This window comes from Collinsella sp. HCP3S3_E11 (assembly GCF_052067375.1).
In the GTDB taxonomy this organism is placed as follows: Bacteria; Actinomycetota; Coriobacteriia; order Coriobacteriales; family Coriobacteriaceae; genus Collinsella.
Window position 1 is genome coordinate 42,315 of record NZ_JBQHQI010000004.1, and the last position, 23,328, is coordinate 65,642.

General features: G+C 61.6%; 24 protein-coding genes and 2 tRNA genes. 2 read left to right on the top strand and 24 right to left on the bottom strand.

Annotated features, from left to right (window positions below; genetic code table 11):
- The first annotated feature begins 54 nt into the window (after window positions 1-54).
- Window positions 55-228, top strand: coding sequence for a DUF6724 family protein (locus ACTM86_RS03925; RefSeq protein WP_195838594.1), 174 nt, complete (start codon window positions 55-57; stop codon window positions 226-228).
- A gap of 156 nt (window positions 229-384) precedes the next feature.
- On the opposite strand, the gene proC is transcribed toward ACTM86_RS03925, so the two are convergent.
- The 22 genes from proC to cpaB all read right to left on the bottom strand — a co-directional run bounded on the left by proC (window position 385) and on the right by cpaB (window position 18,806).
- Window positions 385-1,155, bottom strand: a complete 771-nt coding sequence (gene proC, locus ACTM86_RS03930) for a pyrroline-5-carboxylate reductase (RefSeq protein WP_441015666.1) — start codon at window positions 1,153-1,155, stop codon at window positions 385-387.
- Window positions 1,156-1,228: 73 nt separating this feature from the next.
- Window positions 1,229-1,699: a 23S rRNA (pseudouridine(1915)-N(3))-methyltransferase RlmH gene (gene rlmH, locus ACTM86_RS03935; RefSeq protein ID WP_370450649.1), complete on the bottom strand. Its 471-nt coding sequence runs from the start codon at window positions 1,697-1,699 to the stop codon at window positions 1,229-1,231.
- Window positions 1,700-1,705: 6 nt separating this feature from the next.
- Entirely contained in the window at window positions 1,706-2,644 is a 939-nt protein-coding gene (locus ACTM86_RS03940; RefSeq protein ID WP_117848150.1) for an SPFH domain-containing protein, read from the bottom strand.
- Between the two features lie 117 nt (window positions 2,645-2,761).
- Window positions 2,762-2,848 (bottom strand) — tRNA-Leu (locus ACTM86_RS03945).
- Between the two features lie 43 nt (window positions 2,849-2,891).
- Window positions 2,892-3,809, bottom strand: coding sequence for a TatD family hydrolase (locus ACTM86_RS03950; RefSeq protein WP_441015663.1), 918 nt, complete (start codon window positions 3,807-3,809; stop codon window positions 2,892-2,894).
- On the bottom strand, window positions 3,799-4,659 hold the full coding sequence (gene rsmA / locus ACTM86_RS03955; protein WP_441015660.1) for a 16S rRNA (adenine(1518)-N(6)/adenine(1519)-N(6))-dimethyltransferase RsmA: 861 nt from the start codon (window positions 4,657-4,659) through the stop codon (window positions 3,799-3,801). Before rsmA ends, ACTM86_RS03950 begins: the two co-directional genes overlap by 11 nt.
- A gap of 107 nt (window positions 4,660-4,766) precedes the next feature.
- The gene (gene metG / locus ACTM86_RS03960; protein ID WP_154517665.1) at window positions 4,767-6,368 is read right to left on the bottom strand and encodes a methionine--tRNA ligase; all 1,602 of its coding nucleotides are present in this window, start codon (window positions 6,366-6,368) and stop codon (window positions 4,767-4,769) included.
- Between the two features lie 69 nt (window positions 6,369-6,437).
- Window positions 6,438-7,316: a 16S rRNA (cytidine(1402)-2'-O)-methyltransferase gene (rsmI, locus tag ACTM86_RS03965; protein WP_441015658.1), complete on the bottom strand. Its 879-nt coding sequence runs from the start codon at window positions 7,314-7,316 to the stop codon at window positions 6,438-6,440.
- 6 nt (window positions 7,317-7,322) lie between these two features.
- Window positions 7,323-8,384: a glycoside hydrolase family 5 protein gene (locus ACTM86_RS03970; protein ID WP_441015655.1), complete on the bottom strand. Its 1,062-nt coding sequence runs from the start codon at window positions 8,382-8,384 to the stop codon at window positions 7,323-7,325.
- Between the two features lie 603 nt (window positions 8,385-8,987).
- Window positions 8,988-9,060 (bottom strand) — tRNA-Phe (locus tag ACTM86_RS03975).
- 158 nt (window positions 9,061-9,218) lie between these two features.
- Window positions 9,219-9,578: a DUF192 domain-containing protein gene (locus tag ACTM86_RS03980; RefSeq protein WP_441015652.1), complete on the bottom strand. Its 360-nt coding sequence runs from the start codon at window positions 9,576-9,578 to the stop codon at window positions 9,219-9,221.
- Complete coding sequence (locus ACTM86_RS03985; RefSeq protein WP_441015649.1) at window positions 9,575-10,051, bottom strand: hypothetical protein; 477 nt, start codon at window positions 10,049-10,051, stop codon at window positions 9,575-9,577. The genes ACTM86_RS03980 and ACTM86_RS03985 overlap by 4 nt, the downstream gene beginning before the upstream one ends.
- On the bottom strand, window positions 10,051-12,216 hold the full coding sequence (locus ACTM86_RS03990) for a hypothetical protein (RefSeq protein ID WP_441036916.1): 2,166 nt from the start codon (window positions 12,214-12,216) through the stop codon (window positions 10,051-10,053). Before ACTM86_RS03990 ends, ACTM86_RS03985 begins: the two co-directional genes overlap by 1 nt.
- Window positions 12,188-12,724, bottom strand: a complete 537-nt coding sequence (locus tag ACTM86_RS03995) for a TadE/TadG family type IV pilus assembly protein (protein ID WP_441015643.1) — start codon at window positions 12,722-12,724, stop codon at window positions 12,188-12,190. Before ACTM86_RS03995 ends, ACTM86_RS03990 begins: the two co-directional genes overlap by 29 nt.
- Window positions 12,660-12,878, bottom strand: coding sequence for a hypothetical protein (locus ACTM86_RS04000; RefSeq protein WP_154517649.1), 219 nt, complete (start codon window positions 12,876-12,878; stop codon window positions 12,660-12,662). The genes ACTM86_RS03995 and ACTM86_RS04000 overlap by 65 nt, the downstream gene beginning before the upstream one ends.
- A 1-nt stretch (window position 12,879) precedes the next feature.
- A complete protein-coding gene (locus tag ACTM86_RS04005) occupies window positions 12,880-13,110 on the bottom strand; it encodes a hypothetical protein (protein WP_441015640.1) in 231 nt (76 codons plus the stop codon).
- 293 nt (window positions 13,111-13,403) lie between these two features.
- The gene (locus ACTM86_RS04010; RefSeq protein ID WP_427719148.1) at window positions 13,404-13,637 is read right to left on the bottom strand and encodes a hypothetical protein; all 234 of its coding nucleotides are present in this window, start codon (window positions 13,635-13,637) and stop codon (window positions 13,404-13,406) included.
- A 10-nt stretch (window positions 13,638-13,647) separates the two neighbouring features.
- Window positions 13,648-14,289 carry a type II secretion system F family protein gene (locus tag ACTM86_RS04015; protein ID WP_441015637.1) on the bottom strand — a complete coding sequence of 214 codons (642 nt, stop codon included), beginning with the start codon at window positions 14,287-14,289 and terminating at the stop codon, window positions 13,648-13,650.
- Window positions 14,286-15,212 (bottom strand): type II secretion system F family protein, encoded by a 927-nt coding sequence (locus ACTM86_RS04020; protein WP_441015634.1) that lies wholly within the window; start codon window positions 15,210-15,212, stop codon window positions 14,286-14,288. The genes ACTM86_RS04015 and ACTM86_RS04020 overlap by 4 nt, the downstream gene beginning before the upstream one ends.
- Window positions 15,185-16,513 (bottom strand): CpaF family protein, encoded by a 1,329-nt coding sequence (locus ACTM86_RS04025; RefSeq protein WP_441015631.1) that lies wholly within the window; start codon window positions 16,511-16,513, stop codon window positions 15,185-15,187. Before ACTM86_RS04025 ends, ACTM86_RS04020 begins: the two co-directional genes overlap by 28 nt.
- Complete coding sequence (locus ACTM86_RS04030) at window positions 16,510-18,147, bottom strand: AAA family ATPase (protein WP_441015628.1); 1,638 nt, start codon at window positions 18,145-18,147, stop codon at window positions 16,510-16,512. The genes ACTM86_RS04025 and ACTM86_RS04030 overlap by 4 nt, the downstream gene beginning before the upstream one ends.
- Window positions 18,147-18,806 (bottom strand): Flp pilus assembly protein CpaB, encoded by a 660-nt coding sequence (cpaB, locus tag ACTM86_RS04035; RefSeq protein ID WP_370450646.1) that lies wholly within the window; start codon window positions 18,804-18,806, stop codon window positions 18,147-18,149. The genes ACTM86_RS04030 and cpaB overlap by 1 nt, the downstream gene beginning before the upstream one ends.
- Between cpaB and ACTM86_RS04040 the strand changes: the two genes are divergently transcribed.
- Window positions 18,793-18,996, top strand: a complete 204-nt coding sequence (locus ACTM86_RS04040) for a hypothetical protein (RefSeq protein WP_195838599.1) — start codon at window positions 18,793-18,795, stop codon at window positions 18,994-18,996. The two genes, cpaB and ACTM86_RS04040, sit on opposite strands and share 14 nt — an antisense overlap.
- 67 nt (window positions 18,997-19,063) lie before the next feature.
- Here the strand turns inward: ACTM86_RS04040 and rsgA are convergent, their stop codons facing one another.
- Window positions 19,064-20,017 carry a ribosome small subunit-dependent GTPase A gene (rsgA, locus tag ACTM86_RS04045; RefSeq protein ID WP_441015710.1) on the bottom strand — a complete coding sequence of 318 codons (954 nt, stop codon included), beginning with the start codon at window positions 20,015-20,017 and terminating at the stop codon, window positions 19,064-19,066.
- 511 nt (window positions 20,018-20,528) lie between these two features.
- Window positions 20,529-23,210 (bottom strand): cation-translocating P-type ATPase, encoded by a 2,682-nt coding sequence (locus ACTM86_RS04050; protein ID WP_427728430.1) that lies wholly within the window; start codon window positions 23,208-23,210, stop codon window positions 20,529-20,531.
- Between the last annotated feature and the right edge of the window lie 118 nt (window positions 23,211-23,328).

Below are 23,328 nucleotides of genomic sequence, written 5' to 3' on the forward strand. Positions count from 1 at the left end.
AGTATATACTTATGAGCGTTTACGACCCAACTCAACTACGCAAGAAGGCACCCAATGGACGCAGTTTTTTCCTTTTTGTTTGGCACCCGCACCGGTTTTGCCATCCTTTTCGCCGGCGGCATCCTGCTGTTTGCGATTCTTGCCTTTGTAATGGAGAAGCGCACCCATAAGCTCTACGTCGACCGCGGGCCCAAATCCGAAGAAGATCAAGACAGCTTCTGGGACTAACCTGCCATTTAGGGACAGGTTTATTTTGGTCGGTTTTATCTGGGCAAACGCAAGCGCCCCGCAACCGGTATCAACCCGGTTGCGGGGCGCTTTTCGCTATAGAGATAAAACCGCAGGAAAAACCTGCCAAAATAAACCTGTCCCTAAATGGCAGGTTTACTGAAGGGTGGCGTCGATGGCCTTGACCAGGGCGCTGCGCATGCCGGCGTCCTCGAGCGCGACGACGCCCTTGATGGTTGCGCCGCCGGGCGAGCACACGGCATCCTTCATCGCCGCAGGATGCTGCCCAGTTGCAAGCTGCAGTTTCGCCGTACCCAGAACCATCTGGCTCACAATGCGATAGGCGTCGGCGCGCGGAATGCCGTGCTTGACGGCCGCGTCGCCCAGGGCCTCAATCGCCATGGCAACAAATGCCGGGGCGCAACCGCCCACGGTACCGCCCACAAACAGCAAGCTCGTATCGAGCTCAACGACAGTGCCAATCTTTCCGAGCAGATCGAGCACCACGGCACGCTGCTCGCCGTTGAGCGTAGAGGACTTCTCACAGGCGATGACGCCCTCGCCCACCGAAACCGGTGTATTGGGGACCGTCGAGATGTGCGCGACACCCGGCAGGACCTGCTCCCACTTGGCACTGTCCCAAGTCCAGGCGACCGAAAGGACGACCTTATCGGCAAGAGTATCCTTGAGCGGAGCGAAGACCTTCTCGATCATGTACGGCTTGACCGCAGCAACCACGATATCGGATACAGCGACAACCTCCGCCGCATCACGACAGGCAAGTATCCCACGCGCCTCACAGCGCTCAACCAGGGCATCGTAGCGGCCCGCGCAGGCACACATGTCGCTCGCAGCCACACCGGCGGCAATCCAGCCATCGGCCATAGCGCTCGCCATATTGCCAAAACCGACAAATCCAATCTTCATATCTCATAGTCCTCTCAGACAGGTTCTTCAAATCGAGAGCTATTGTCCCACGGCATTGTTTCGTGTTGCCGACCTATTTGTGATACGGCTCACCACGGCTAATCTTGCAGGCGCGGTAGACCTGCTCCAGCAGCACCACGCGCGCCAAGTTATGCGGCAAGGTAATGCGTCCAAAGCTGAGCATTTCGTCAGCTCGTGAGCGAACATCGTCGCTCACGCCGTCCGATCCGCCAATCACAAAGGCGATGTCGCTGTTGCCTCGCAACATAAGATCATCGAGCCGCGCCGAGAGTTCCTCACTCGAGCGCTCTTTGCCCTCAATGGCCAGCAGGATCACATGCGCTCGGGGCGGCAGGGCTGCAAGAATCGCCGCTCCCTCCTTGTCGCGCGCGGCATCCACGCCGCCCGCCTTGGCCGGGTCGATATCGGCCACCTCGCGCATATCCACCTTGGCATAGGCGCCTAGGCGCTTGGTGTACTCGGCGCAGGCATCCTTCCAAAAACGCTCTTTGAGCTTACCGACGCATACAACGGTGCACTTCACGCGCGCCTACTCCTTCGAATCGTTTTGAACTTTGCCGGCGGTCAGCATCTGCTCGAACATAGAGGCCGACTGCGAAAAGTCGCTCGGCAGCACGACCGTCGATGTTTTACCCGTGCGAGCGAACTCCGTCATCATCTCGGACCATTGCGTAAACATGAACAGCTGGTTGGCCTCATCGTTGCCGACGCCCGTCTCCTGGATAATCTCGAGCGAATCCTTGATACCCAGCGCGATGGCCTTGCGCTGGTTGGCGATGCCTTCGCCCGCCTTTTCCATTGCCTCGGCCTCGGCAGTCGCCTCGGTAACGCGCTTGATGCGGTCGGCCTCAGCGAGCTCCTGCGCAGCAGCGCGCTTACGCTGGGCGGCGTTGATGTCATTCATAGAGTTCTCGACCTCGGTCGGCAGCGCGATCTTGGTGATGAGCGTCGACACGAGGGTAAAGCCGTAGGCGGCCATCTGCTCGGATACGGTGGCGTTGACGTCCTTGGCAATGTCATCCTTCTTGGCAAAGACCTCATCAAGGGTATAGACAGGGATGGAAGAGCGCAGGGCATCGGTAATGAAGTCGCGCATCTGGTCGACGGGCTCCTGCAGCATGTAGTAGCTCTTGTAGATGCCCGAATCTGCCGGGCCGGCTCCCATGTCATAGCTCACGTGGTACTGAGCAGAGACCTCAAGGCCGATAGTCACGTTGTCCTGGGTCTTAACGTCGATCCCAAAACCGTTTTTCATGGTGCGCAGACTCACCGTGGCGGCCTTGCGGTCGATCACGGGCACCTTCATGTGGAAACCCGCGTTGACGATGCGGTTAAACTTGCCCAGGCGCTCGATGATCACAGCATGCTGCTGTTCAACGACATAGCAGGCGTTGGGAAGCAGTAGCAACAAAATGATGATGGGAAGTAGAAGGCTCGTAAGGGCAGCGATAATACCGGATAACAGCATGGTCTCTCCTCCGATGGGCACACGTTGGCACTAGGATACCCGCACAAAGCAGCCATGTGACACCATCAGGAAGCCCATAACAAAAAAGCTCCCATTGCTGGGAGCTCTTTCAATCAATGGTGCGGGCGAAAGGACTTGAACCTTCATGGGGTTGCCCCCATACGGACCTGAACCGTACGCGTCTGCCAATTCCGCCACGCCCGCGTGCAGGAATTAGAATAACGGAGCGCCACCGTGAACGCAAGAACTATTTTTGAAAAAGTTTGCAGGCATTGTCCCACGCAGCTTGCGCAATTGCCTCGGCGTTCTCGCCGGTACGATCGACACGGTCGTTGACCAGCGCGTTTGCCGTGATGGAAATCATTGCCGGCTCACACTCAAGACCGCGAATGGGCTCCGGAGCCATATACGGGCAATCCGTCTCGAACAAAATACGGTCGAGCGGGGTTGACGCAAATGCCTCGCGCACATCATTGTTGCGCTTAAAGGTGGCCGCGCCGCCATAGGCGATGTAACAACCCAAATCCACAAAGCGCTCCATCGTGGCGCGATCCTCGCCAAAGCAGTGCAGTACGCAACCGGCCTGGGGCACGCCGACCTCGCGCAACACGTTGTACGCATCCACATGCGAGGAGCGCTCCTCGTCCGTGTCCTCATGACGCAGATGCAGCTCTACCGGCACATTGCGGCGTACGGCAACCTCGAGTTGGCGCGCCATACAGTCGATCTGCACGCTGTGGGGCGCCGGCGCGATGTCGTCATCGTAATCCATGTGGTAGTCCAGACCGATCTCGCCGATACCGACGCATAAGGGATCATCAAGCGCAGCAACGACCTGTGCATGAATGTCATCGGTATAGTCCGGCGCACCATAGGGGTGCACACCGGCGAGATACTTTATCTGCGGAATATCCCGCATCGGCAAAATCTCGCGCACCAGCCAGTCGCTATAGTCCGTCACGCTGCGTTTGTCGGCAATGGGATCAAAGATCGTCACCAACAGGTCGACGCCTGCAGCTTTGGCGCGCACAAGCGTCTCGGGTACTTCCTTGCCCCAAAACGAGAGCAAGTGCGCATGCGTATCGGCAAGCGGCGCCAAGGGCACGGGGCAAGCAACCGTTTTCTTTTTCTTGGTAAACGTCACGCGCTCGTCATTAGGCATCATGGATTAGCTCCTGAGCTAGACGGACAAAATCGGCAACGCCAAGCGTCTCGGCGCGCGTGGTGGGTGCGATGCCGCAAGCCTCAAAGGCGGCATCGAGCGCGTCCTTGGCAAAGCCGTTGGCGCTCATGGAATTGCGGATGGTCTTGCGACGCTGAGCAAACGCAGCGTCAATCACGCGGGCCACAAACTCGCGATCAAGCCCCTCGGGCGCTACGCCGTCAACACGGTCGATGCGCACGACGGCCGAATCCACATGCGGCGCCGGCATAAAGCAGCGCGGCGGCACCTCAAAGCGACCCGTCACCTGCGCATACAGGCCGAGCTTTGCCGTATAGCCGCCGTAGGTCTTATTGCCCGGCGTTGCGGCAATGCGATCGGCAACCTCCTTTTGAACCATGACGACGGCGCGTTTGAGCGCGGGCATCGTCTGGAAGAACTGCAGAATGATCGTCGCCGCCACGTTATAGGGCAAGTTCGCGACAAATACCGTCGGCTCACCGCCCGCGGCCTGCTCAATCTGCTCCGGGCACACCTTGAGCGCGTCGCCCATGATAAAGCGGAAGTTGGCATAGTCGGCGGCATGGGCATCGAGCACCGGCTCGAGCTCGGGATCGGCCTCAATCGACGTGACGCACGCCGCCTCCTGAAGCAGCGCAAGCGTGAGCGTTCCAGCGCCCGGACCAACCTCGAGCACGCGCTCATCGCCCGCAAGTTCGGAAAGCTCGCAAATACGCTCGATCACATGGTTGTCGATCAGGAAGTTCTGGCCCAGGCGATGCTTGGTCGCAAGGCCAAACTCCTCCAGCAGCTCCCTTGTTGCCGTGGGGTTTGCCAAAGGCGAAGTTGTCATAGTTGCCTCCTTAGCATGGTGGCGGCGTCTTGAAACAAAAGGGCATGGACCGTTGCGGCCATGCCCTTACACCTAAACAGCAGATTGCCGATATGGCGCGCGGCGTCTTAACCCAGACGCGGGAACAGCGGCTCGCCCTTCTCGACGGGCTGACCACCGGCAAGCAAACCCCAAGCGCAAATGCCCTTGAGGTCGTCGCTCGCGGCCTCGTCCTCGCACGACAGGCGGCGCAGGGCCTCGGTAGAAGTCTGGGGCATGAGCGGCATCAGCAGGTGAGCGGCAATGCGGATGGCCTCGAGGAGGTTGTAGATCACAAACGCCAGCTCGTCGGCCTTGGCCTCGTCCTTGGCAAGTGCCCAGGGCTCGGAGTCCTCGATGTAGTGGTTGGCGGCGTGGATGAGCTCCATAACCTCGTCTTTGGCTCCACCGTAATCGAGCACGTCCATCTTGGCCATGTAGCGCTCGGCCAGGCCATCGGCGATCTTTGCCAGCGGGTTATCGAACGCATCGAACGATGCGGGCTTGGCGGGCGCGCAACCGTCAAAGTACTTGCCGCTCATGTTGAGCGAACGCGAGATGAGGTTGCCCCAGCTGTTAGCGAGATCGGCGTTGTAGACCTGCTCCATGCGATCGAAGCTGATAGCGCCGTCGGTGCCGGGGACCACGTCGGTCATAAAGTAGTAGCGATAGCCCTCGACGCCCAGCATGTCGATAACATCCTGCGGGGCAATGGCGTTGCCACGGCTCTTGGACATCTTCTCGGCCTTGCCAGTCTCGGCATTGCGCACGGTCAGGAAGCCGTGGGCAAAGACGTGCTCGGGCAGAGCCTCGCCAATGGCCATGAGCATAGCGGGCCAAATGACGCAGTGGAAGCGAATGATGTCCTTGCCCACAATGTGGAACTGCGCAGGCCAGCGATAGGCCAGCTCGGCACGGGCCTCGTCGGTGTCGACACCGTAGCCGACAGCCGTCATGTAGTTGAGCAGCGCGTCGAACCACACATAGGTCACATGGCCCTCATCGAACGGAACCTGGATGCCCCAGTCAAAGCTCGTACGGCTCACGGAAAGGTCGTTGAGGCCGCCCTCGACAAAGCTACGCACCTCGTTCATGCGGAATGCAGGCTCGACGAAATCGGGATGCTCGTCATAGAGCTTGAGCAGCTTGTCCTGGAAAGCGGAAAGCTTGAAGAAGTAGGACTCCTCCTGCACGCGCTCGAGCGGACGATGACAGTCGGGGCACAGGTGCTGGCCGACGCTGCCGTACTCCTCGTCACCCTTCTGGACCTGCGTGTCGGTAAAGTAAGTCTCGTCGGGCACACAGTACCAACCGTCGTAGCTGCCCTTATACAGGTAGCCAGACTCCTTCATGCGCTCCCACAGATACTGCACCGCATGATGCTGGCGCGGCTCGGTGGTGCGGATGAAGTCGTCGTTGGAGATCTCGAGTTTGCTCCAAAGCTCCTTGAAGTGCGGAGCCTGGCTGTCGGTCCACTCCTGCGGCGTCATGCCATGCTTGGCTGCGGCCTCGGCGACCTTCTCGCCGTGCTCGTCCATGCCGGTCAGGAACTTGACGTTATAGCCGGCGGAGCGGCGATAGCGAGCCTGGACGTCGGCGATGATGGTGGAATAAGCCGTGCCCAGATGCGGATCGGCATTGACGTAGTAGATGGGCGTCGTGATAAAGAACGAAGGCTTGCTTTGATCCATGGGGTTTGTCCTCCAGAAAAACGTTGCATACAGGGGATGATTCTAACGCAAGGGCTGGATATCCTCCATCTATTGCATATTGAGCACCATGGCATAGACATCGCGCTTGCGGCGTGAATACTTCTGAGACAGGCGCTTGGCCACCGCAGAGGCGGGCTCCCCCTCCTCGAGCGCGGCGCGGATATCCGCGCGCAGGGCCCCATCGGGATCCGCTGCCGCTGCGCCAACCGGCACGATGCCGGCCTCCTCGTCTTCGCTCGGTGGCGCAATGACCAGCGCAATCTCGCCCTTTACTTCGCCGCGAGCACGCAGCCCCTCGGCAAGCTGGGCGGCGGGCCCGCGCAAGACCTCCTCGTGCAGCTTGGTGAGTTCGCGGCAGACGGCAACCTCACGCTGGGGAAAGACCTCCGCCACGGCCTCGAGCGTCGCCACGATGCGATGTGGAGACTCGTAGAAGATGAGTGCGCCGGGCACCACGGCAAGGCGCTGCAAACGGCGTACGCGGTCGCCGTGCTTTCGGCCCAAAAAGCCCTCGAAGAAAAAATGCTCGCAGGGAATACCGGACGAAACGAGCGCTGTGACGCAAGCAGAGGGCCCGGGAATAACTTCGACGGGCACATCGGCCTCACGCGCCGCCTCGACCAGCGCCTGGCCGGGATCGGACACGCTCGGCATGCCGGCATCCGAGGCAAAGGCAAGGGTCTCACCCGCCAGCAGGCGGTCGACCAGACCGGTGGCGCGGCTGGCGATCACATTCTCGTCGCAACGGACAAGCGGCTTGGAAATGCCCAGGTGCATCAGTAGCTTTGAGGTCACGCGCGTGTCCTCGCAGCAGATCGCATCGGCGGCGGCAAACGCCTCGCCAACGCGCGGAGACAGGTCGCCCAGGTTGCCGATGGGTGTTCCGACCACATAGAGTTTGCCCGTATGGGCGCTGTTTTGCGTCATATCAACCTATTCAATCATGCCGCGCTCGAGCGTACCGAGCGCCGCGCGGGCGTCCCATGCTGCGATACGTTTCTCGGTCTTCCACGTTTGGAAGAACCAACCGGCAGCCGGCGCAAACGAAGCCAGCTGATTGGCGATAAACACGCGCTCGTAGGCATTGCGGCCCTCGGGCGTAACCGACGAGTTGGCAAAGATCGCCGCGCCCGACCATTCGCCCACCAGCACGGGGAACCCAGTTGAAATCGCTTCTTTAAGCTCGCGCTTGTTACGCGAAATCGCCGTCGTCAGCCCGCGGGGGCTCGTGATGTCGAGCGCATGCTCGTCGCGGTAATGGTACAGGTGAAGATCCATGTAGACGTTCTTGTACTTGGCGCCGCGCATAAAATGCTTCCACTCGCCGGGATGTCCCGACGACGAGAAGACGACGATCTTATCCTCGGGCATAAACGAACGGACGAGCTCATAGGCATCGCGATAGAAATTGCGCAGGTAGTGGGCCGGAATGCCATCCGTCATGGTAAAGAGGCTCTTGCGGACACTCATCTGCGGCGTATCCAGCAGCTCAATGCCCAGAAGGCTTTCGGCTTCGCCGTAGCGATCGGCCAAACGCTCCAGCACGTCGAGCGCAACGTGACGACCGTTGGTGGACGAATGCCACTCGGCAACAGCCTCCGGCGTGGTGGGCGAATCGTTGGAATCGCCCTGGCCACCGGGCACAGTCGCTAGATCGAGCAGCACGCGAATGTCGTACTTGGCAGCCCACTCAATTGCACGGTCAATGTAGTCGATAACCGAAATGTAGGACGCATCGGACTCCTGCGAGCCAAAGGCATACCAGGGCACCGGCAAACGCACGGCATTGAGACCAATCTGCGCCATACGGCGAAAATCATCTTCGCTTACGAATGTCTCATAATGGCGACGCATGCGCTCGTTATAGGCAGCAGTGCCCATGACTTCTTGCAGTTCCGCCGCATTGGACGCACCTGTCGCCGCGTACAGCGACGGGGTCACCCAAGGCTCGGGAATAAACCAGCCAGAGAGATTAACGCCGAGTATCCTCTCCATCACGGCCCCCTTCGAATCGTGCAGGGCGAACCCGCATCGTATTGCATAGGAAAAGTATCGTTTTGAGTATACCCGCGCACACGGACAGCCGATCGAACGGTCTGCAAAGTGGCGCAAAAGTAGGAGTAATGTCTGGGCGGGCACACCCGAGATGGTACGCCAAGATGTGCACGCGCGCCGAAGGCAGGCGCCGGAAGGCGCATCCCGTTTCTTTGCTCAATAATGGAATGCATTTTCCGCCAGCAGGCCCAACCGGAAAGCATGTCCCGTAATTTCACGTCATTCCGGGTCGCATTTTCCCAAGCGCCCCTAAAGCGGAAAGCGCATCCCGCTCAGGATTGTAATTCTGGGATGCGTTTTCCGCGGGTCCACATAAAAGAAAAGGACCTCTTTGCAGAGGTCCTAGTCAATTCAAGGTGGCGGGGAAGGGAATCGCGTCCGCGCGCTGCGCGGACGGACCGCTGCGGCGCTTGCGCGCCTTGCGAGCTACGCTGGCAAACGCTATCGCGTTTCCTCAGCTCCGCGCCCTCGCGGGGTTCGATTCCGTGCAGGGGCTACATAAAAGAAAAGGACCCCTTCGCAGAGGTCCTAGTCAATTCAAGGTGGCGGGGAAGGGAATCGAACCCCTGACACGAGGATTTTCAGTCCTCTGCTCTACCAACTGAGCTACCCAGCCATTTGAGGTGTGCCTTGTTTCAAGGCTTGATTAGTATAACCAAGGACGCGCTCCGGTCAACCGAGAATTTGAAAAAAGTTTTTGGACACCGCCTCGGTTCTGTAAAGCAGCACGTCAGAGACATCAACCGGCCGCAAGAAGTTTTTCGCCCAGGGCCTTCAAGCCTGCACTCGTTGCAAGACATCGGGCGATACAAGGATTGAAGGGCGTTCCAGCACCGCCCAAGCACCGGGACAGGAGCACATGCGCCAGGGGCGGACATTTTCGTAGCGTGCAAGGATATTGCCGCTGCAATCAATAAAGGCAATGTCGATGGGATAAGCCATAAAACAGGTGTGGACCGAAGAGCAGGACGGAAACGCCATGACGAGCGGCAGTCCGTCAGCCGTAATCGGCACGCGGCCCAGCATGCCGCGCAAGCGTGCGCCAAACGTTTCTGCCACCATAAACTCTGCCGGCGACCAACCGAGCCTATTGAGCGCACGCGCGTAGGCGATATAAGACAAGACGGCGCTCACATGACCACCCCCGGTCGCCACGGATCGACCGTAACCGCGCGCTCGTGCGACAGCTTCGCCGGCGTCCCCAGAGAAACGCCGGCAATGCTGAGCAATCTAGGCCACGGCTCATAGTACATGACGCAGGCATAGGTCCTAAACGTCCCGGACAGAGAGAGCAAGCCGCCGTCAGACGACGCCGAGCTCTGCTCGCTCGAGACCTCGACCTGCAGTTCATAGCCCTGCATAGCCGCCTTAATCTCGGACTGGACACGCACCGAGGCATCGACAGAGCTCTTGTCGCCCTCCCCTTCCGGCGCCACAGCGTGCGCCAGCACGATATCGGGCACCACGCGATCGAAGCGCGCAACGGCGCCGGCAAAGACCATGACGTTGTACACGATGAGCGCAAGCGCCAGCAAAACGGGAGCGACCACTGCCATCTCGACCGTCGCCTGGGCGCGCTCCTCGCGCAGACGCATGCGGATACTCATTACGACCCACCGCCCAAGGCGCCCGCCAGCGTAGCGACATCGACGGTAAGCGGGATGGAACCACCGCCGGGCAACGGAATCTCCGCAAGTGTGAACACTGTACCGCTAATGGTGCGTTCGACTTGATATTCCAACGCCTCGCAAAGCGCCTTGGGATCGGTCACGCCCAACGGAATACTTCGCAGTTTGTCTTGCGCTTGAGAGAGACCGGCAATGTCAGACCCCGGACTCTTAATGACGTTAGCGGAATCGGTCAGCACCGGCTTTCGCAGGCGCAAGTCGCACGGTTCCAAACCCAGCGCCGCCACGGACGCCGAAACGGTATCGCCGAGCCACGATGCAATGGAGCCCAACGCGCCGCTGCCCCCTCCTAGGTCTTTAATCATCTCGTCCATAAGTTCGTCGGCCGAACCTTGGATGTCTCCGTATCCCACAAGCAGGCGTCCCCAAACATCCATGACGCCATCGAGTACGCCGGCAACGCCGCCCGAGCGCTCTTCCAGTGTCGAGAAAAACCGCGAGAGCACGTTGTTTTGCGCCGTCGCGTTGTCGGGAGCCAAGACCGCGGCAGAGATTGCACCGCGACTGCCGAGCGTAACCGGCTTATTGAATGAAGAGTTGAGCTTACCGGGACTGGTCATATCGCCCGAGACCGCAAAGGCGACCACGCCGTTTCGGCCGGGCGGGGCGATACGCGGCCGCTCGCCCGAAAGCGCCTTGATGGCCTGGTCAAACGCATTACCCGCGCGATCGGCTTCGTCCTCGGTCTGACGCATAAGCTCGAGCTCTTTGTTGCGACATTCGACGTAGTCTTCCAGGGCGTCTTTGAACTTGTCAAAGTGGTATTCGAAGCCGTTTTCGATAAATGATGGAGGCATGAGGGCGCGACCCAGGTCAACGACGTCAAATTGGCACTCCTCGCACACATCGTGGCCATCGTAATCGACGACGGATGCCAACCCACCCGGCGACCCATTCTTATAGTTGGGGCATCCGGTCCCATAGTGCAGGTATGTCTTGCCACCCATATCACTCGTAGGCCACATGGCATCGGTGTAGAGCTGGGTTCCCTTCACCTCATCTGGAGTGCGTGGCAGGAATGGAATCTGGGATAAGATTTTTTCACCATCATCTTTAATATACGAGTGATCGAGTTCTTCGATTGCATAAGCGTAAAACGCTTTGCGCGCGACAGACTCCGCTTCCATCTCTACACCCCCACCAAGCGGCCTTTCATTCGCCAGGCGCCGGCGGTAATAGTTCTTCGCACGATTTAGGGCGATTTGCGGCTCCCAATCGATACTCGAAGTATAGTGGCGGTTTTGTTCACCCGATAGCTTTGCCAAGCTCCTCGCGCGTTCCCACATACATGAGTACTTGCCAATCGCATTCTCATCCGATCCGCCACAGTCCGCAAGCCAGGCGCGTTCCTTGGCCTTTGACGTTTTCTCGGACGCTTTCTTCAGTTCCTTGGCAGCATAGTCAAGGTCTTTTGAGGTGCTCTCGATGGCATCGGTCGAGATCTCTGACCCTTTGAGCGCAACAAAGTCCGACTCCGATGTCCTGGGCACGGCGAGCGCTGTGCCGGTATAGGTCACGTTATCGGTATCCTGCGCCGAAACAGCCTGCGTAGCTCGCGCGGCAACCAGATATGGCAGAGCCGTTTCGACTTTTTGCAAACCCTCCGACGCACTTTTGGCAAACCTATTGCGCGTTTTAATAATCTCAATCCCGGTATCGACCATATCGCTTGCGGCTATTTTCCCACCCGGCACCAGCATGGCAACCAAGCCGGTGCCGATTGTGGCAAACCCCGCCAGGCCCAAGCTCAAAATGCTCGCATCCACCACCGTGGCCGCTGTATGGTAGGACGATATCACGTTGGCACCCGCCAGAGCACCGCTATCGGCCGCCACCTGGGTATCCCCGGCACGCGACATACTCCATATCGCCGCCGTCGACGAAAACAGCAGCGTAAGCACCACAAGTATGACGACCGCCGAAGAAAGCGTAGTGTAGGCACCGTCCTCGATAAACAAGTCGATACCGGAGCGGCCCATGAAGCCGCCCCGCTTGCGGCGGGCATTCGACCGGCAACGGCACACGAGCCCTCGCATCATTCGCAGCAGGCGACGCCTAATCCCACGCGGCAATCCACGAATCATAGTCTCCCTCCAGCCATCCGGGACGCGATCGGTACGAAACGTCGACTTTCAACTCAACATTCCCTCCTCCCCCCACATTGCCCATGGCCTGCGCGAACGCGCCGATCACGGGCAGCGGCTTTACATCACCCGCGATAGATACAGACGAAACGCCCCCTGCGCCCGCCCGGCCAAGCTCGATATCCCACGACAGCGGTCCGCCGGCGTGAAAGATCGAGACATCGGGCACCGCGGCGAGACGGCGGCGGGCAAACTCCTTGAGGTCGTCGTCCTCCGCCGTCGTCGTGGTCATGAGCCGCGCCGTCTCGGCGGCGGCAGACTCCATGACCGCGCGCGTATAGAGCAGGCACACCGGCTGCAGCGCAAGCAGGATGAGCGTCAAAAACGTCGGCAGCAAAAAAGCGGCCTCGACCGTGGACTGCGCCCAATCCTCGCGCGCGATATCAATAGAGCGCGATGTCTTTGGCGCCTGCGGCGGCGTCGATAACCGATGTCGAGGCGACGCCATGGGACGCCGCCCGTGCAGCCAACGCCGCCAAGCGTCCGTCGGTGCCGGCGCGCCAAAGCCCCGCAATCGCCAGCACGATGGAAAGCAGCGCCATGGTGACGATGGCGTACTCAACGGTCGATTGGGCAGACTCCTCGCGCAAAACGTCAAGCATTTCACGATCCCTCCTTTGACCCCGATGCTTGCGGAACCAAGCGCACCGCGCGTAAGCGGCACGAGGCGTCGCCGGCATCCGCGGCAACCGTCACCATATCGACCCAGCCGCGCCCATCGCGCACGATGGCGCCCCATACGTTGCCCTTAATATCGAGATAGCCGCTCAGGGCGAGCTGGGCCGTTGGCACCTCGCGGTAGGCGCGTAACATATCCGCCGCTGCCTCGGTCATCGGCCGCTCCTCGGCCCATGTCAGCCGGGCTGCGACTGCGTTGTCCGCAGATGGCCCCGCCGCAGCATCCGCCCGTTCGTCGAGCGCCCGCAGAAAAGTTTGTGCCGTGACGGCGGCATCCCTGTCGGCCGTGTCCCGTGCTTTGTCATCGGGAGGCGCCACCGCGCCCGAGCTCCCATCCGCGACGGCCCCAGAACGCTGCTGTCGCACGGCATTCAGCCCCCAGAGCGTCGCCGCTATCGCCACAATCAGGCAAGCGAGCACCAGCAGCACGCCAACAGAATGCCCGCCTTCTACAGGCTGTTGATGCCGTCTTTGATCGCGTTCCATAGCTTTTCGACGTTGCCCTTAAATGCAACGATGGCAATGATCGCGATTACCACGAGCACGCCGACCAAGATGGCGTACTCGGTGGTACCCTGCGCGCTTTCCTCCTGCACCAGCGCCTTGGCACGTTGACAGGAACGCATTGCACGGTAAAGCGTCCGGCTCCAAACCCTACCCATAACGTCAGCCATTTTGTTCATGTATTCCTCCCTACATCATCCCGCCTGCTCCCAGCAGCGGGCCCAATATGGATAACAGCAGTGCCGGCAAGATGAGCGTGCCGGTGGGAATCAGCAGCTTGACGGGCGCTCGTTCAATCTCGCGCTCGACCGCGGCACGATGGGCGGCGCGGATCTCGCGACTTTGGACAGCAAGGGTCTCGGCAAGCGGGGCACCCAGGGCGAGCGCTTGACCCACCGTAATGGCAAAGGTCTCGAGCGCCCGCACGTCCAGGTCCTGCGCGGCCGCCAACAACTCGTCCTCGCGCGCTCCCACGCCCACCTGCCACGCCATGCATGCCCGTTCAAGCCGAACAGTCAGCGCCGATCGACGATTGGCGCAAAAGATCTCGAGCGCCGCATCGAACGAAAGGCCGGCGGAAAGCCCCAGGCGCACCACATCGATCATCTCGGACACCTCGCCGAGCGAAACCTGCGCTGAGTTGTCCACGCCAAATGCGCCCCTCACCCGCGCAATAGCGGCATCGATCACCGAATGGGCCGCAGCAACGACCAGCACCGCCTCGCCCCTGAAAATCTCCATGGTCTGGCGCACATCCGAGCGCTCCAGGCCCGTCGCGACAAATACGCCGAAGGCGCACAGGCAAGCCGCGGCGGCAACCAGGGCGCTCACAGCTCCACCCGCATAATGCGCCGGATAACCATTAGGGCGACGCCGTTAAGGGCAAGCCCCAGAACCACGGCGCCGGCGCCTACCGGCGTTGCGAGACCGTAGCGAAAATCTGCCGAAAGCAGGGCCAGCACCGCGCACATACCCGCCGGCATCGCCGCGACCATATGCGCCGACATGCGCGCCTGCGACGTTTTGACATCCAGACGGCGCTTGAGCTCGATACGCTCCCCCACCATGCTCGACGCCTCGGACAGCAGATCGGCAAGCGGGGCACCGGTCCGCTGCGACACCTTGAGCGCCAACGTGACAAGCGAAAGCCCGGGGGCGTCGATGCGGACAAGCAGGTCGTCGAGCGCATCGGCAGCCGAAATGCCACAGTCGATCGCCGCCGCTACCCGCAGAAACTCGGTATGCACCGGCTCTTGCGCGTGAGCGCCCACAAACCGCATGCCCTGGGCCAGCGAATGTCCCGAGGCAAGCGACATGGAAAGTGCCGTAAAGGCCTCGGGCATGGCTTCCTCCACATCGCGCTGCTCGCGTCGGTGGTCAAAGATGTCGCGTGCGGCGCCCGCGGCAAAGGGCGCAACCGCCCCCAAAACAAAGCCGATGGGCGATAGCGACACCACGGCAAGCGCAAGGCAGCAGACGCCACTCGATAGCAACAGGAACGCTAAGCGTGAAGCATCATCCTCAACGACAAGACCGATGCGGCGCACGGGAGCCAACGATGCCCACGAACGGGCGATCTTTTTTAGCAGATCGTTTTCCACCAGCTCACGCGGCAGCTTCTCTGCCGCCGTCTCGAGCGTCTGGCGCACCAGCTCCGCCGGCGGCACCCTCGGCACATGAGGCTCCACTCCGCATACCGTCGCGACCGAAAACCCGGCAAGGCCCCCTACGACGAGGGGCACAACGACCTCCATTCGTCCACCTCCTCCTGTGTAAGCGTTCCCGAGCGCAAGCCCTCTGCGATAAACGGCGGCTCGCGGTTGAGGGTCCAGGTGCGCTCGGCGGCATCGAAGGTCACGTAGCGCTCGAGTTCCACGCCACCCGACGCGCCGCGTCGCACCCCCGAATAGGAGGACACAAAACGCCGGCCGTCCGCATGGCGCTCGGACATCACGATGCCGTCGAGCGCCATAGCGATTTGTTCCTCGATAAGCTCGCTCGGCAGATCGATGCCATAGCGCGCAAGCAGCGTCAAACGCACCACGGTCTCTTGCTCGGTGCCCGCATGAAGCGTGGTGAGCGACCCATCGTGCCCGGTGTTCATGGCCTGCAGCATGTCGCAACATTCCGCACCGCGTACCTCACCCACCACAATACGGTCGGGACGCATACGCAGGGCGTTGGTCACCAGGTCGCGGATTGTCACCGCACCCTCACCCTCAATTGAAGCCTCGCGCGCCTCCAGGCGAACCACATGCGGGTGATGCGCGAACTTGAGCTCGGCGGAATCCTCGATCGTCACGATGCGCTCGCCGGTAGATATCTCGCACGATAGCGCGTTGAGCAGCGTAGTCTTGCCCGACCCCGTACCGCCCGCAACCGCCAAATCTTGGCGCAGCGACACCGCACACGAAAGCAGTTGCGCATACCAAAGCGGCAGCGACCCCAGGCCCACAAGCTCGTCCAACGAACAGATGCGATCCGAGAACTTGCGGATAGTAAGGATCGGCCCATCGATCGCCACGGGCGGAATCACCGCGTTGACGCGATAACCCGTCTTGAGGCGGGCGTTGACGATGGGACTGCGCTCGTCGATACGCCTGCCCAGCGGTGAGATGATGCGGTCGATGAGCACGCGGATCTGCTCGTCATCCTCAAACGCATGCTCGATGGGGTATAAGACCCCGCCGCGCTCAAAGAAAGCCGAGCGGCAACCGTTGACCATAATCTCGGTGACGGTGTCGTCCTCGATGAGCGGCTGCAGCGGGCCCAAGCCCACCACGTCATCCAAGATCTCGTTGATGATGGTCTCACGCTCGGGCGTCGCCAGGTCGGTCGGTTCTTCCACGTTGAGTGCCGCCTCCACCGCAGGACGCAATTCCGAGCGGGCAAGAACCGGATCGATGTAGGCACTGATGCGTGCCACCTCGTCGTAGCCCACGCGGTCCATCACGGCCCGCTTGGTGCGGCGCTTGACCGCACGGCGCCGTCCCACATCGACAGGTGCCGTCGCCGCTGCCGCACCGGCTGCTTTAATTCTCGTTTGCAGGCTCATCGGCAATCACCCTCACGCGACCAGGGAAGGCGGATGCGCGGGCGTTCGGTGCGCGTTGCACGGTCGGCGACCATATCGCTCCAAGGGCCGACGGCGCACCCCAGTTCCACGAGCATCTCACGCGTGGCCTCGCGCACGCTGGTCGCAAAAGCGCTGGTCTGCCCCACTGCCTCGTCAGCGCGCCCAAACGCCATGAGCGCGGCGAGATCCTGCCCGCCATCGGCGATACGAATCTTGGAGCTCAACGCACAGGCAATCTCAAAGCGCATGGCGACATCCTCGTCCGCCCCACGCGCGCCAAATCGGTTGAATACGGCGCTCATGCGCGTGCGCGGCACGCCCACACGGCTCGCCAGCTCAATGACGCGCGCTGCAGACGTCGCGGAAGAAACTGCCGCATCACCCACGACAAGGCAACGGTCGCACGCTGCCACCGCAGCCGCCACGGCATCGCCCCAAAAGACCGAGGTATCGATAAGGACCACGTCGGACTCACGACGCAAGATGTCGAGCAGCAGCTCTACCGGACGCGCCATGAGCTCGGCGCGCTCGGGCGCTGCGACAGGCCCCCAAAGCGTAACGCCTGGGGCAACGCGCATCGATGCAGCGACCACGTCTTGCTCCGCAAGTGCGCCCGCGACCGACGGCTCAATAAGTGTCGCCATGTCATGCGGGGCATCGGCGCCCAGCAAGTCGTAGAGATTTCCAAACATTAGGTCCAAATCGAGTACGGCAGCTCGCAGACCCAGCAACGAAGCGGCATGCGCCATCGTGGCGACAATCGTCGATTTGCCACAGCCGCCCGAACCCGAAATGGCGCAGATGACCGGAGCTCGATGCGACGTCGACGCAGTGTCTGCCAGCGGTGCAGGGGCTGACGACGTGGGCGGCAACGTCCCCGTCTCGCCAGCCGCACCCAAGTGCTGCGTCCACGCCGGCACGGCAGGCTGCTCAAACGGTAGGGGCGGAACTGGGGATTCCGCTGTCACGTCGACGTGCGGGCCATCACCCGCGACAAGGCCCTCGACCTCATCGAGTCCATCGGCCAGGCTCACGCCGTGCACGTATCCCATATCTACGGCCAGGAGGTCTTCGCCATACGGCACCGACGCTCCGACGTCACCACATGCAAGGGGGCCCGGGGGGCGCCGAACATGCTCGGCTTCCGCTTTCCCATAATCATCAACACGCGGGCCTCTTGTAGCGCGAGGCGCCCCGGGTTCCCTATCAACAAAAACATCGGGCTCAGGCGACACGCCCCAATCGGAATCAACCGCTCCCTCGCCCACATGTCCGCTGCCGCATATGCTGTGCGCAGCGATGACCTCGGTCGCCCCCGCGCGAAACAGCCCCTCGATATCCGACGGATCGAGCGCCTCTATCAACACGACGACGCGGCTCACGCGTCCTTCGGCAGTCAGGCGCGCTACGGTCTCTCGCACATCTTTAGTATCAAACAGGGATGCCGCGATAATGGCAGCGCCACGGCGCGAAGGAAACGCCCGAGCCATAGACACCAACCCGTCTAGGTCGCCCACGCGAAGCACCTGCGCGCCCGCATCGCGGCCCTCGACTTCCTGCTGCAGCAGTCCGTAATCGCCACACGCGCAGCACGCAAGCCAGATCGCTTTCATCACTCGTCGCCTCCGCTCTTTTTGCCGCGTGCCGTGGCGGGAATCGTCAAGCTTACCGTTCCCTTGCCCGAGGCTCCCAGCAATTCCTTGACATCTTTGGGGTCGGCCGCCAGCGTCACCCACTCGACCTTGCCTTCGCGCGTGGCACCGGCCTCGTCGCTGGTATCAATCACATACGCGCCGCACAGCCGGTCGGTCACGCCGTCTTTTTGCACGTACACATCCACGTAGCTGCCCACGCCTGCGGCTCCGCCCACCGAATGCTCGGCATCGACCGCCACCGAAACGGCAACCTTGCCCTTGGGCACCTCGAGCGTATGGCTCTCGGCTTTGGTGTAGACATCGCAGACCACGGCATTTTTGGGAATACGCGAGGTCGTCACGTCGCCACGCACCTGGCGCAGTTCGGTAGCCGCATCGCGCGGCAGCAGGCTCGCGAGCCACTCTTGGGTTACGACATTGGTCTCGTCGAGGGTCTCACCCACATCGATATCACGTGCGGCAACGCAAACTTCGACGCGATCGCCGCCGTATTTGGCCAAGGTTTTGGCCTGGGCCTGCTCAGCCCGCGAACGAACCGATGACCCGTAAACCATGCAGAGTGCCGCGGCGAGCACGCCCGCTGCCAGACTGATGGCGATGCGCTTGCTCTTGTTCACGGCAGCTCCTCTCAAGACAGCACTGGGCGGATGGGATGCCCGTACCACTATTGTCCGAGCGGCCAAGCAACAAAACAGCGCGATCACCATCTTGGTTTTAAGTGTCAAACCAATTACCAGCCAAGAGCTGACCAACCCGTCAAGCCCGCGGCAAGGTTTTGGTCAGCGCGTCGGCAAAACGCTCATTTAAGGGCGCATCGCCAGTAAAAAAGCCGCCTCCCGCACAGTTGGAAGACGGCTGTCATAGATAAATTCAATTACAGATGGACATCGGGATCGAGCATTTGGGCACTCACACGCATGGATGACGCCAAGTTTTGGAACGTTTCCAGGCGCAGGCCATCGATCTGCCCGGCATCGGCGGCATCGCGAACGGCGCAGCCCGGTTCGTGGGTATGCGTGCAGTCGCCAAACCGACACGCACGCGACGCCTCGACGATCTCGGGGAAGGCACGCGCTAGGCCCCGCTCGTGACCAACGAGTGGCAAACTGCGCAGGCCCGGAGCGTCGGCAATGACGCCGGCGTCGCCCGGCAGCGCCACCATCACGCGCGCGACCGTGGTATGGCGGCCTTGGTCGTCGCGCTCGCGCACACCACCGGTAGCCAGCGCATCGTGGCCCAGCAGCGCATTGAGCAGCGTCGACTTTCCGGCCCCCGACTCACCCAGGATCATGGCGCACGTTCCCGCCGGAACACAGGCGCGCACCTCATCCAAACCACGGCCTTCGGCAGAGGACGTCACGATCACGCGCACGTCCGGGCCCACCAGACGGCGCACGCGATCCAGATCGCGCTCGAGTTCCGCGGCCTCGCAGCGGTCGGCCTTGGTAAGCACCACCACCGGCTCGGCATCGCAGTCGAGCGCCAAAACCAGCGAGCGCGCCACGCGGTCGAGCAGCACCTCGCCGGCGCCAAGTGCCTGCACGATCAGCACGCTATCCACGTTGGAACAAAGCACCTGACGCTCGCCGCGGGCGCGGCCACGCCAACGCTCAAAACTCGTGCGTCGCGGCAGGACGCATTCGATTACGCCCATGTCGTGCCCGGGTGCACGACGCACCGCCACACGGTCGCCCACAGCCGGCAGCAGTACCTCGTCCTCGCCGCGCGACTTGGCAAACCCCACGGCATGCTCGGCACGAAAGGTATCGTCGGCCGTCACCACCAGCGGAAACCCGCGATCTAAGCGCACCACGGCGCCCAGTTGCATCTGCTCGGGCTCCTCGGCTTGGGCGCAAAAATCGTCAAATGCTGCCTGCTGAGCCGCGGCGACCGGCAGATCGCCAAACGCCGGAACATCCTGCAGCGCATCGAGTCCCGGCACGCTCGCCAGCAGCTCCTCAGCAGACGCGGGGGCTTCGGTCGCAAGCTTCCGACGACGATCACGCTTGGCCCGCGCCCCCGTCGTCTTTTTCTTCGCCTTAGCCCTAGCCTTGCCCACAAGCGCCTCCCAGCACCACAAATCACAACTGAGCAGGTATTTTAAATCAAAAAAAGCTGGCCGGGCAAAGCCCTAACTCAAAAAGAGCCGGTCGAGCAAACGCTCGACCGGCTCACAAACTTTCCCTCAGCCCTTTATCATCCGCGCGGGAGAAAAGCCAGCAAGGATGCCGCAGGGCCCGCCCGCCGGGAGGGGTTTCCTAAGGGCACATCCCGCAGCCGCAAAGCGGCGAGGACGTGCCCGTGGAAACCCCGCAGGCGGTCGGGCCCGGACAGGAACGTTACTCTTTTTCGACTGCGCGCATGATCGCCTTGTAGATCTCCATCAGCGGAATGATCAGGAAGGCAAGGCCCAGCGCGGCGATAACGCCCTTGAGCTCAAGCGTCACGGGGCCAAAGAACATCTCGGCAAGCGTCGGCTGCACGGTTACGATCACCGTCAGCACCAGCGCCAGCGCGGCAGAGGCCCACAGCCACTTGTTCTGCTTCTTCATCTTAAACAGCGACGTGCGACGGCTGCGCATGTTAAAGCAGTGGAAGATCTCGACCATGTTGAGCGTGATGAAGGCCATCATCACGCCTTCCTCGTCGGCGACGCCGGCGATCATATCGGAGATGTGGATGTAGCCCATGTCAAAGTACACGCCCACAAAGAAGCTCGCCAGCACCAACGCGGCAATGATCAAGCCCTGGACCACGCAGTCCAGGCCCATATTGCCGGCAAAGACGCCGTCCTTGGCGTTGCGCGGCTTGCGCTTCATGATGTCGCCCTCGGCATCCTCCATGCCCAGCGCGAGCGCGGGGAAGCAGTCGGTGACCAGGTTCACCCACAGCAGCTGCACCGGCTGGAAGATGGTAAAGCCGATGAGCGTGGCGATAAACACCGAGAACACCTCGGCAAGGTTGGCCGAAAGCAGGAACTGGATGACCTTGCGGATGTTGTCGTAGATGCGGCGACCCTCTTCGCAGGCACCGATGATGGTGGCGAAGTTGTCGTCGGCAAGCACCATGTCGGCGACGTTCTTGGTAACGTCGGTACCGGTGATGCCCATGCCAACGCCGATGTCGGCACGCTTGATGGACGGGGCGTCGTTGACGCCGTCGCCCGTCATGGCCACGATCTGGTCGCGCGACTTCCAAGCCTCGACGATACGGGTCTTGTGCTCGGGCTGGACGCGGGCGTACACGCCGTAGTCCTCGATGTGCGCGTCGAGTTCCTCGTCGCTCATGCGATCGAGGTCGGCACCGGTGATGGCATGGCTGCGATCGGTGACGATACCCAGCTGCTTGGCGATGGCCACGGCGGTGTCGATGTGGTCGCCCGTGATCATGACGGTGCGGATACCGGCATCGTGGGCCTCGCGGATGGCGTCGGCGACCTCGGGGCGGACCGGGTCAATCATGCCGGACAGGCCGCAGAAGACCAGGTCGTGCTCGAGCGCGGCGGGGCTGCAGTCGCTCGGGACCTCGGTGTAGGTGCGGCTTGCCAGCGCCAGCACGCGCAGGGCCTCGTCGGCCATGGCCTTGTTGGCGGCCACGAGCTCGGCACGACGCTCCTCGGTCAGGGGGACGACCTTATCGCCCTCGTAGATGTGGGTGCACAGGCCGATCACCACGTCGGGCGCGCCCTTGGTGTATTGCTCGTACTCGCCGTCCAGGGTCTCAACGACCACGGACATCATCTTGCGGCCCGAGTCAAACGGGGCCTCGCCCACGCGCGGGTGCTCGGCAGTCAGACCAGTGAGGCCCGCCTTTCCGGCATCGTTGACGAGCGCGCACTCGGTCGGCTCGCCCACGGCCTCGCCCAGTTCCTCGTCCCACTGGGCATCGGAGCACAGCGCCATGCCTGCCAGGAACTTCTCCTTAGGCGCAGCGAGCTCGTGCTTGACGACGGTCATCTTGTTTTGGGTAAGGGTACCGGTCTTGTCGGAGCAGATGGTCTGCGTGCAGCCGAGAGTCTCGACGGCAGAGAGCTTGCGGATAATTGCCTGGCGCTTGGCCATCTTGGTCACGCCAAGCGACAGCACGATGGTCACGACGGCGACCAGGCCCTCGGGGATGGCAGCGACGGCGAGCGAGACGGCGACCATAAAGGTGTCGAGCAGGGCAGTCGGGTCGGTAAGGACGTTGCCCACGCCGTGGCGGACGATGTCGACGCCAAAGATCACGACGCAGATGACGATCACCATAATGGTGAGGATACGGCTGAGCTCGGCGAGCTTCACCTGCAGCGGCGTGAGCTCTTCCTTGGCCTCGGCCAGGGCACCGGCGATCTTGCCCATCTCGGTATCCATGCCGGTGCCGACCACGACGGCGCGGCCACGGCCGTACACAACGGTGGAGCCCATGTAGCACATGTTCTTGCGGTCGCCGAGCGGCACGTCATCGGTGCCCGCGGCAAGCTCGATCACGTTGGCGTGCTTCTCGACCGGCACCGACTCGCCGGTGAGCGCGGCCTCTTCGATCTTCATCGTGGCGCTCTCGAGCACGCGGCAGTCGGCCGGGACGGAGTCGCCCGCCTCGAGCATGATCACGTCGCCGGGTACGAGCTCGGCGCTCGGCAGGTGCACGAGTTTGCCGTCGCGTAGAACCTTGGACTGCGCGGCGCTCATCTCCTGAAGGGCCTCGAGGGCCTCCTCGCTCTTGGCTTCCTGGACCACGCCCAGCACCGAGTTGACGATAACGACGAACATGATGATGGCGACATCGGCAAAGTCCGCCTCGCCCTTAACCATGCCCGTGAGCGCGCTGATAACGGCGGCAACGATCAACATGATGACCATGGGGTCGGCCATCTGCTCAAAGAAACGCTTCCACAACGGCGTCTTCTCGGCTTCCTCAAGCTTGTTAGGGCCTGTCTTGGCGAGGCGCGACGACGCCTCGTCGTTGCTCAGGCCGAGGTTCTCATCGACACCTTGGTCGCTGAGCACCTCCGCCGCGGCGGACAGGTATTCCTTTTGCATATAGAGTCCCCTCCTGGGATTCGGGCCACTCAGCAGATTGATGCCCGATCATAATTCCCAGGAGAAGGGCAAGGGCTCATCAAGGCTGCCGTGCTGAGCGGCAGTTGATAGTGGAGCT

Bases quoted from the DNA above. Each gene is read 5' to 3' on its own strand.
- ACTM86_RS03925 (WP_195838594.1), top strand. From the start codon at position 55: ATGGACGCAGTTTTTTCCTTTTTGTTTGGCACCCGCACCGGTTTTGCC.
- proC (WP_441015666.1), bottom strand. From the start codon at position 1,155: ATGAAGATTGGATTTGTCGGTTTTGGCAATATGGCGAGCGCTATGGCC.
- ACTM86_RS03940 (WP_117848150.1), bottom strand. From the start codon at position 2,644: ATGCTGTTATCCGGTATTATCGCTGCCCTTACGAGCCTTCTACTTCCC.
- ACTM86_RS03950 (WP_441015663.1), bottom strand. From the start codon at position 3,809: ATGATGCCTAATGACGAGCGCGTGACGTTTACCAAGAAAAAGAAAACG.
- rsmA (WP_441015660.1), bottom strand. From the start codon at position 4,659: ATGACAACTTCGCCTTTGGCAAACCCCACGGCAACAAGGGAGCTGCTG.
- metG (WP_154517665.1), bottom strand. From the start codon at position 6,368: ATGGATCAAAGCAAGCCTTCGTTCTTTATCACGACGCCCATCTACTAC.
- rsmI (WP_441015658.1), bottom strand. From the start codon at position 7,316: ATGACGCAAAACAGCGCCCATACGGGCAAACTCTATGTGGTCGGAACA.
- ACTM86_RS03970 (WP_441015655.1), bottom strand. From the start codon at position 8,384: ATGGAGAGGATACTCGGCGTTAATCTCTCTGGCTGGTTTATTCCCGAG.
- ACTM86_RS03985 (WP_441015649.1), bottom strand. From the start codon at position 10,051: ATGAGTATCCGCATGCGTCTGCGCGAGGAGCGCGCCCAGGCGACGGTC.
- ACTM86_RS03990 (WP_441036916.1), bottom strand. From the start codon at position 12,216: ATGATTCGTGGATTGCCGCGTGGGATTAGGCGTCGCCTGCTGCGAATG.
- ACTM86_RS03995 (WP_441015643.1), bottom strand. From the start codon at position 12,724: ATGGCGTCGCCTCGACATCGGTTATCGACGCCGCCGCAGGCGCCAAAG.
- ACTM86_RS04000 (WP_154517649.1), bottom strand. From the start codon at position 12,878: ATGCTTGACGTTTTGCGCGAGGAGTCTGCCCAATCGACCGTTGAGTAC.
- ACTM86_RS04005 (WP_441015640.1), bottom strand. From the start codon at position 13,110: ATGACCGAGGCAGCGGCGGATATGTTACGCGCCTACCGCGAGGTGCCA.
- ACTM86_RS04010 (WP_427719148.1), bottom strand. From the start codon at position 13,637: ATGAACAAAATGGCTGACGTTATGGGTAGGGTTTGGAGCCGGACGCTT.
- ACTM86_RS04020 (WP_441015634.1), bottom strand. From the start codon at position 15,212: ATGGAGGTCGTTGTGCCCCTCGTCGTAGGGGGCCTTGCCGGGTTTTCG.
- ACTM86_RS04025 (WP_441015631.1), bottom strand. From the start codon at position 16,513: ATGAGCCTGCAAACGAGAATTAAAGCAGCCGGTGCGGCAGCGGCGACG.
- ACTM86_RS04030 (WP_441015628.1), bottom strand. From the start codon at position 18,147: ATGAAAGCGATCTGGCTTGCGTGCTGCGCGTGTGGCGATTACGGACTG.
- rsgA (WP_441015710.1), bottom strand. From the start codon at position 20,017: ATGCAACTGGGCGCCGTGGTGCGCTTAGATCGCGGGTTTCCGCTGGTG.
- ACTM86_RS04050 (WP_427728430.1), bottom strand. From the start codon at position 23,210: ATGCAAAAGGAATACCTGTCCGCCGCGGCGGAGGTGCTCAGCGACCAA.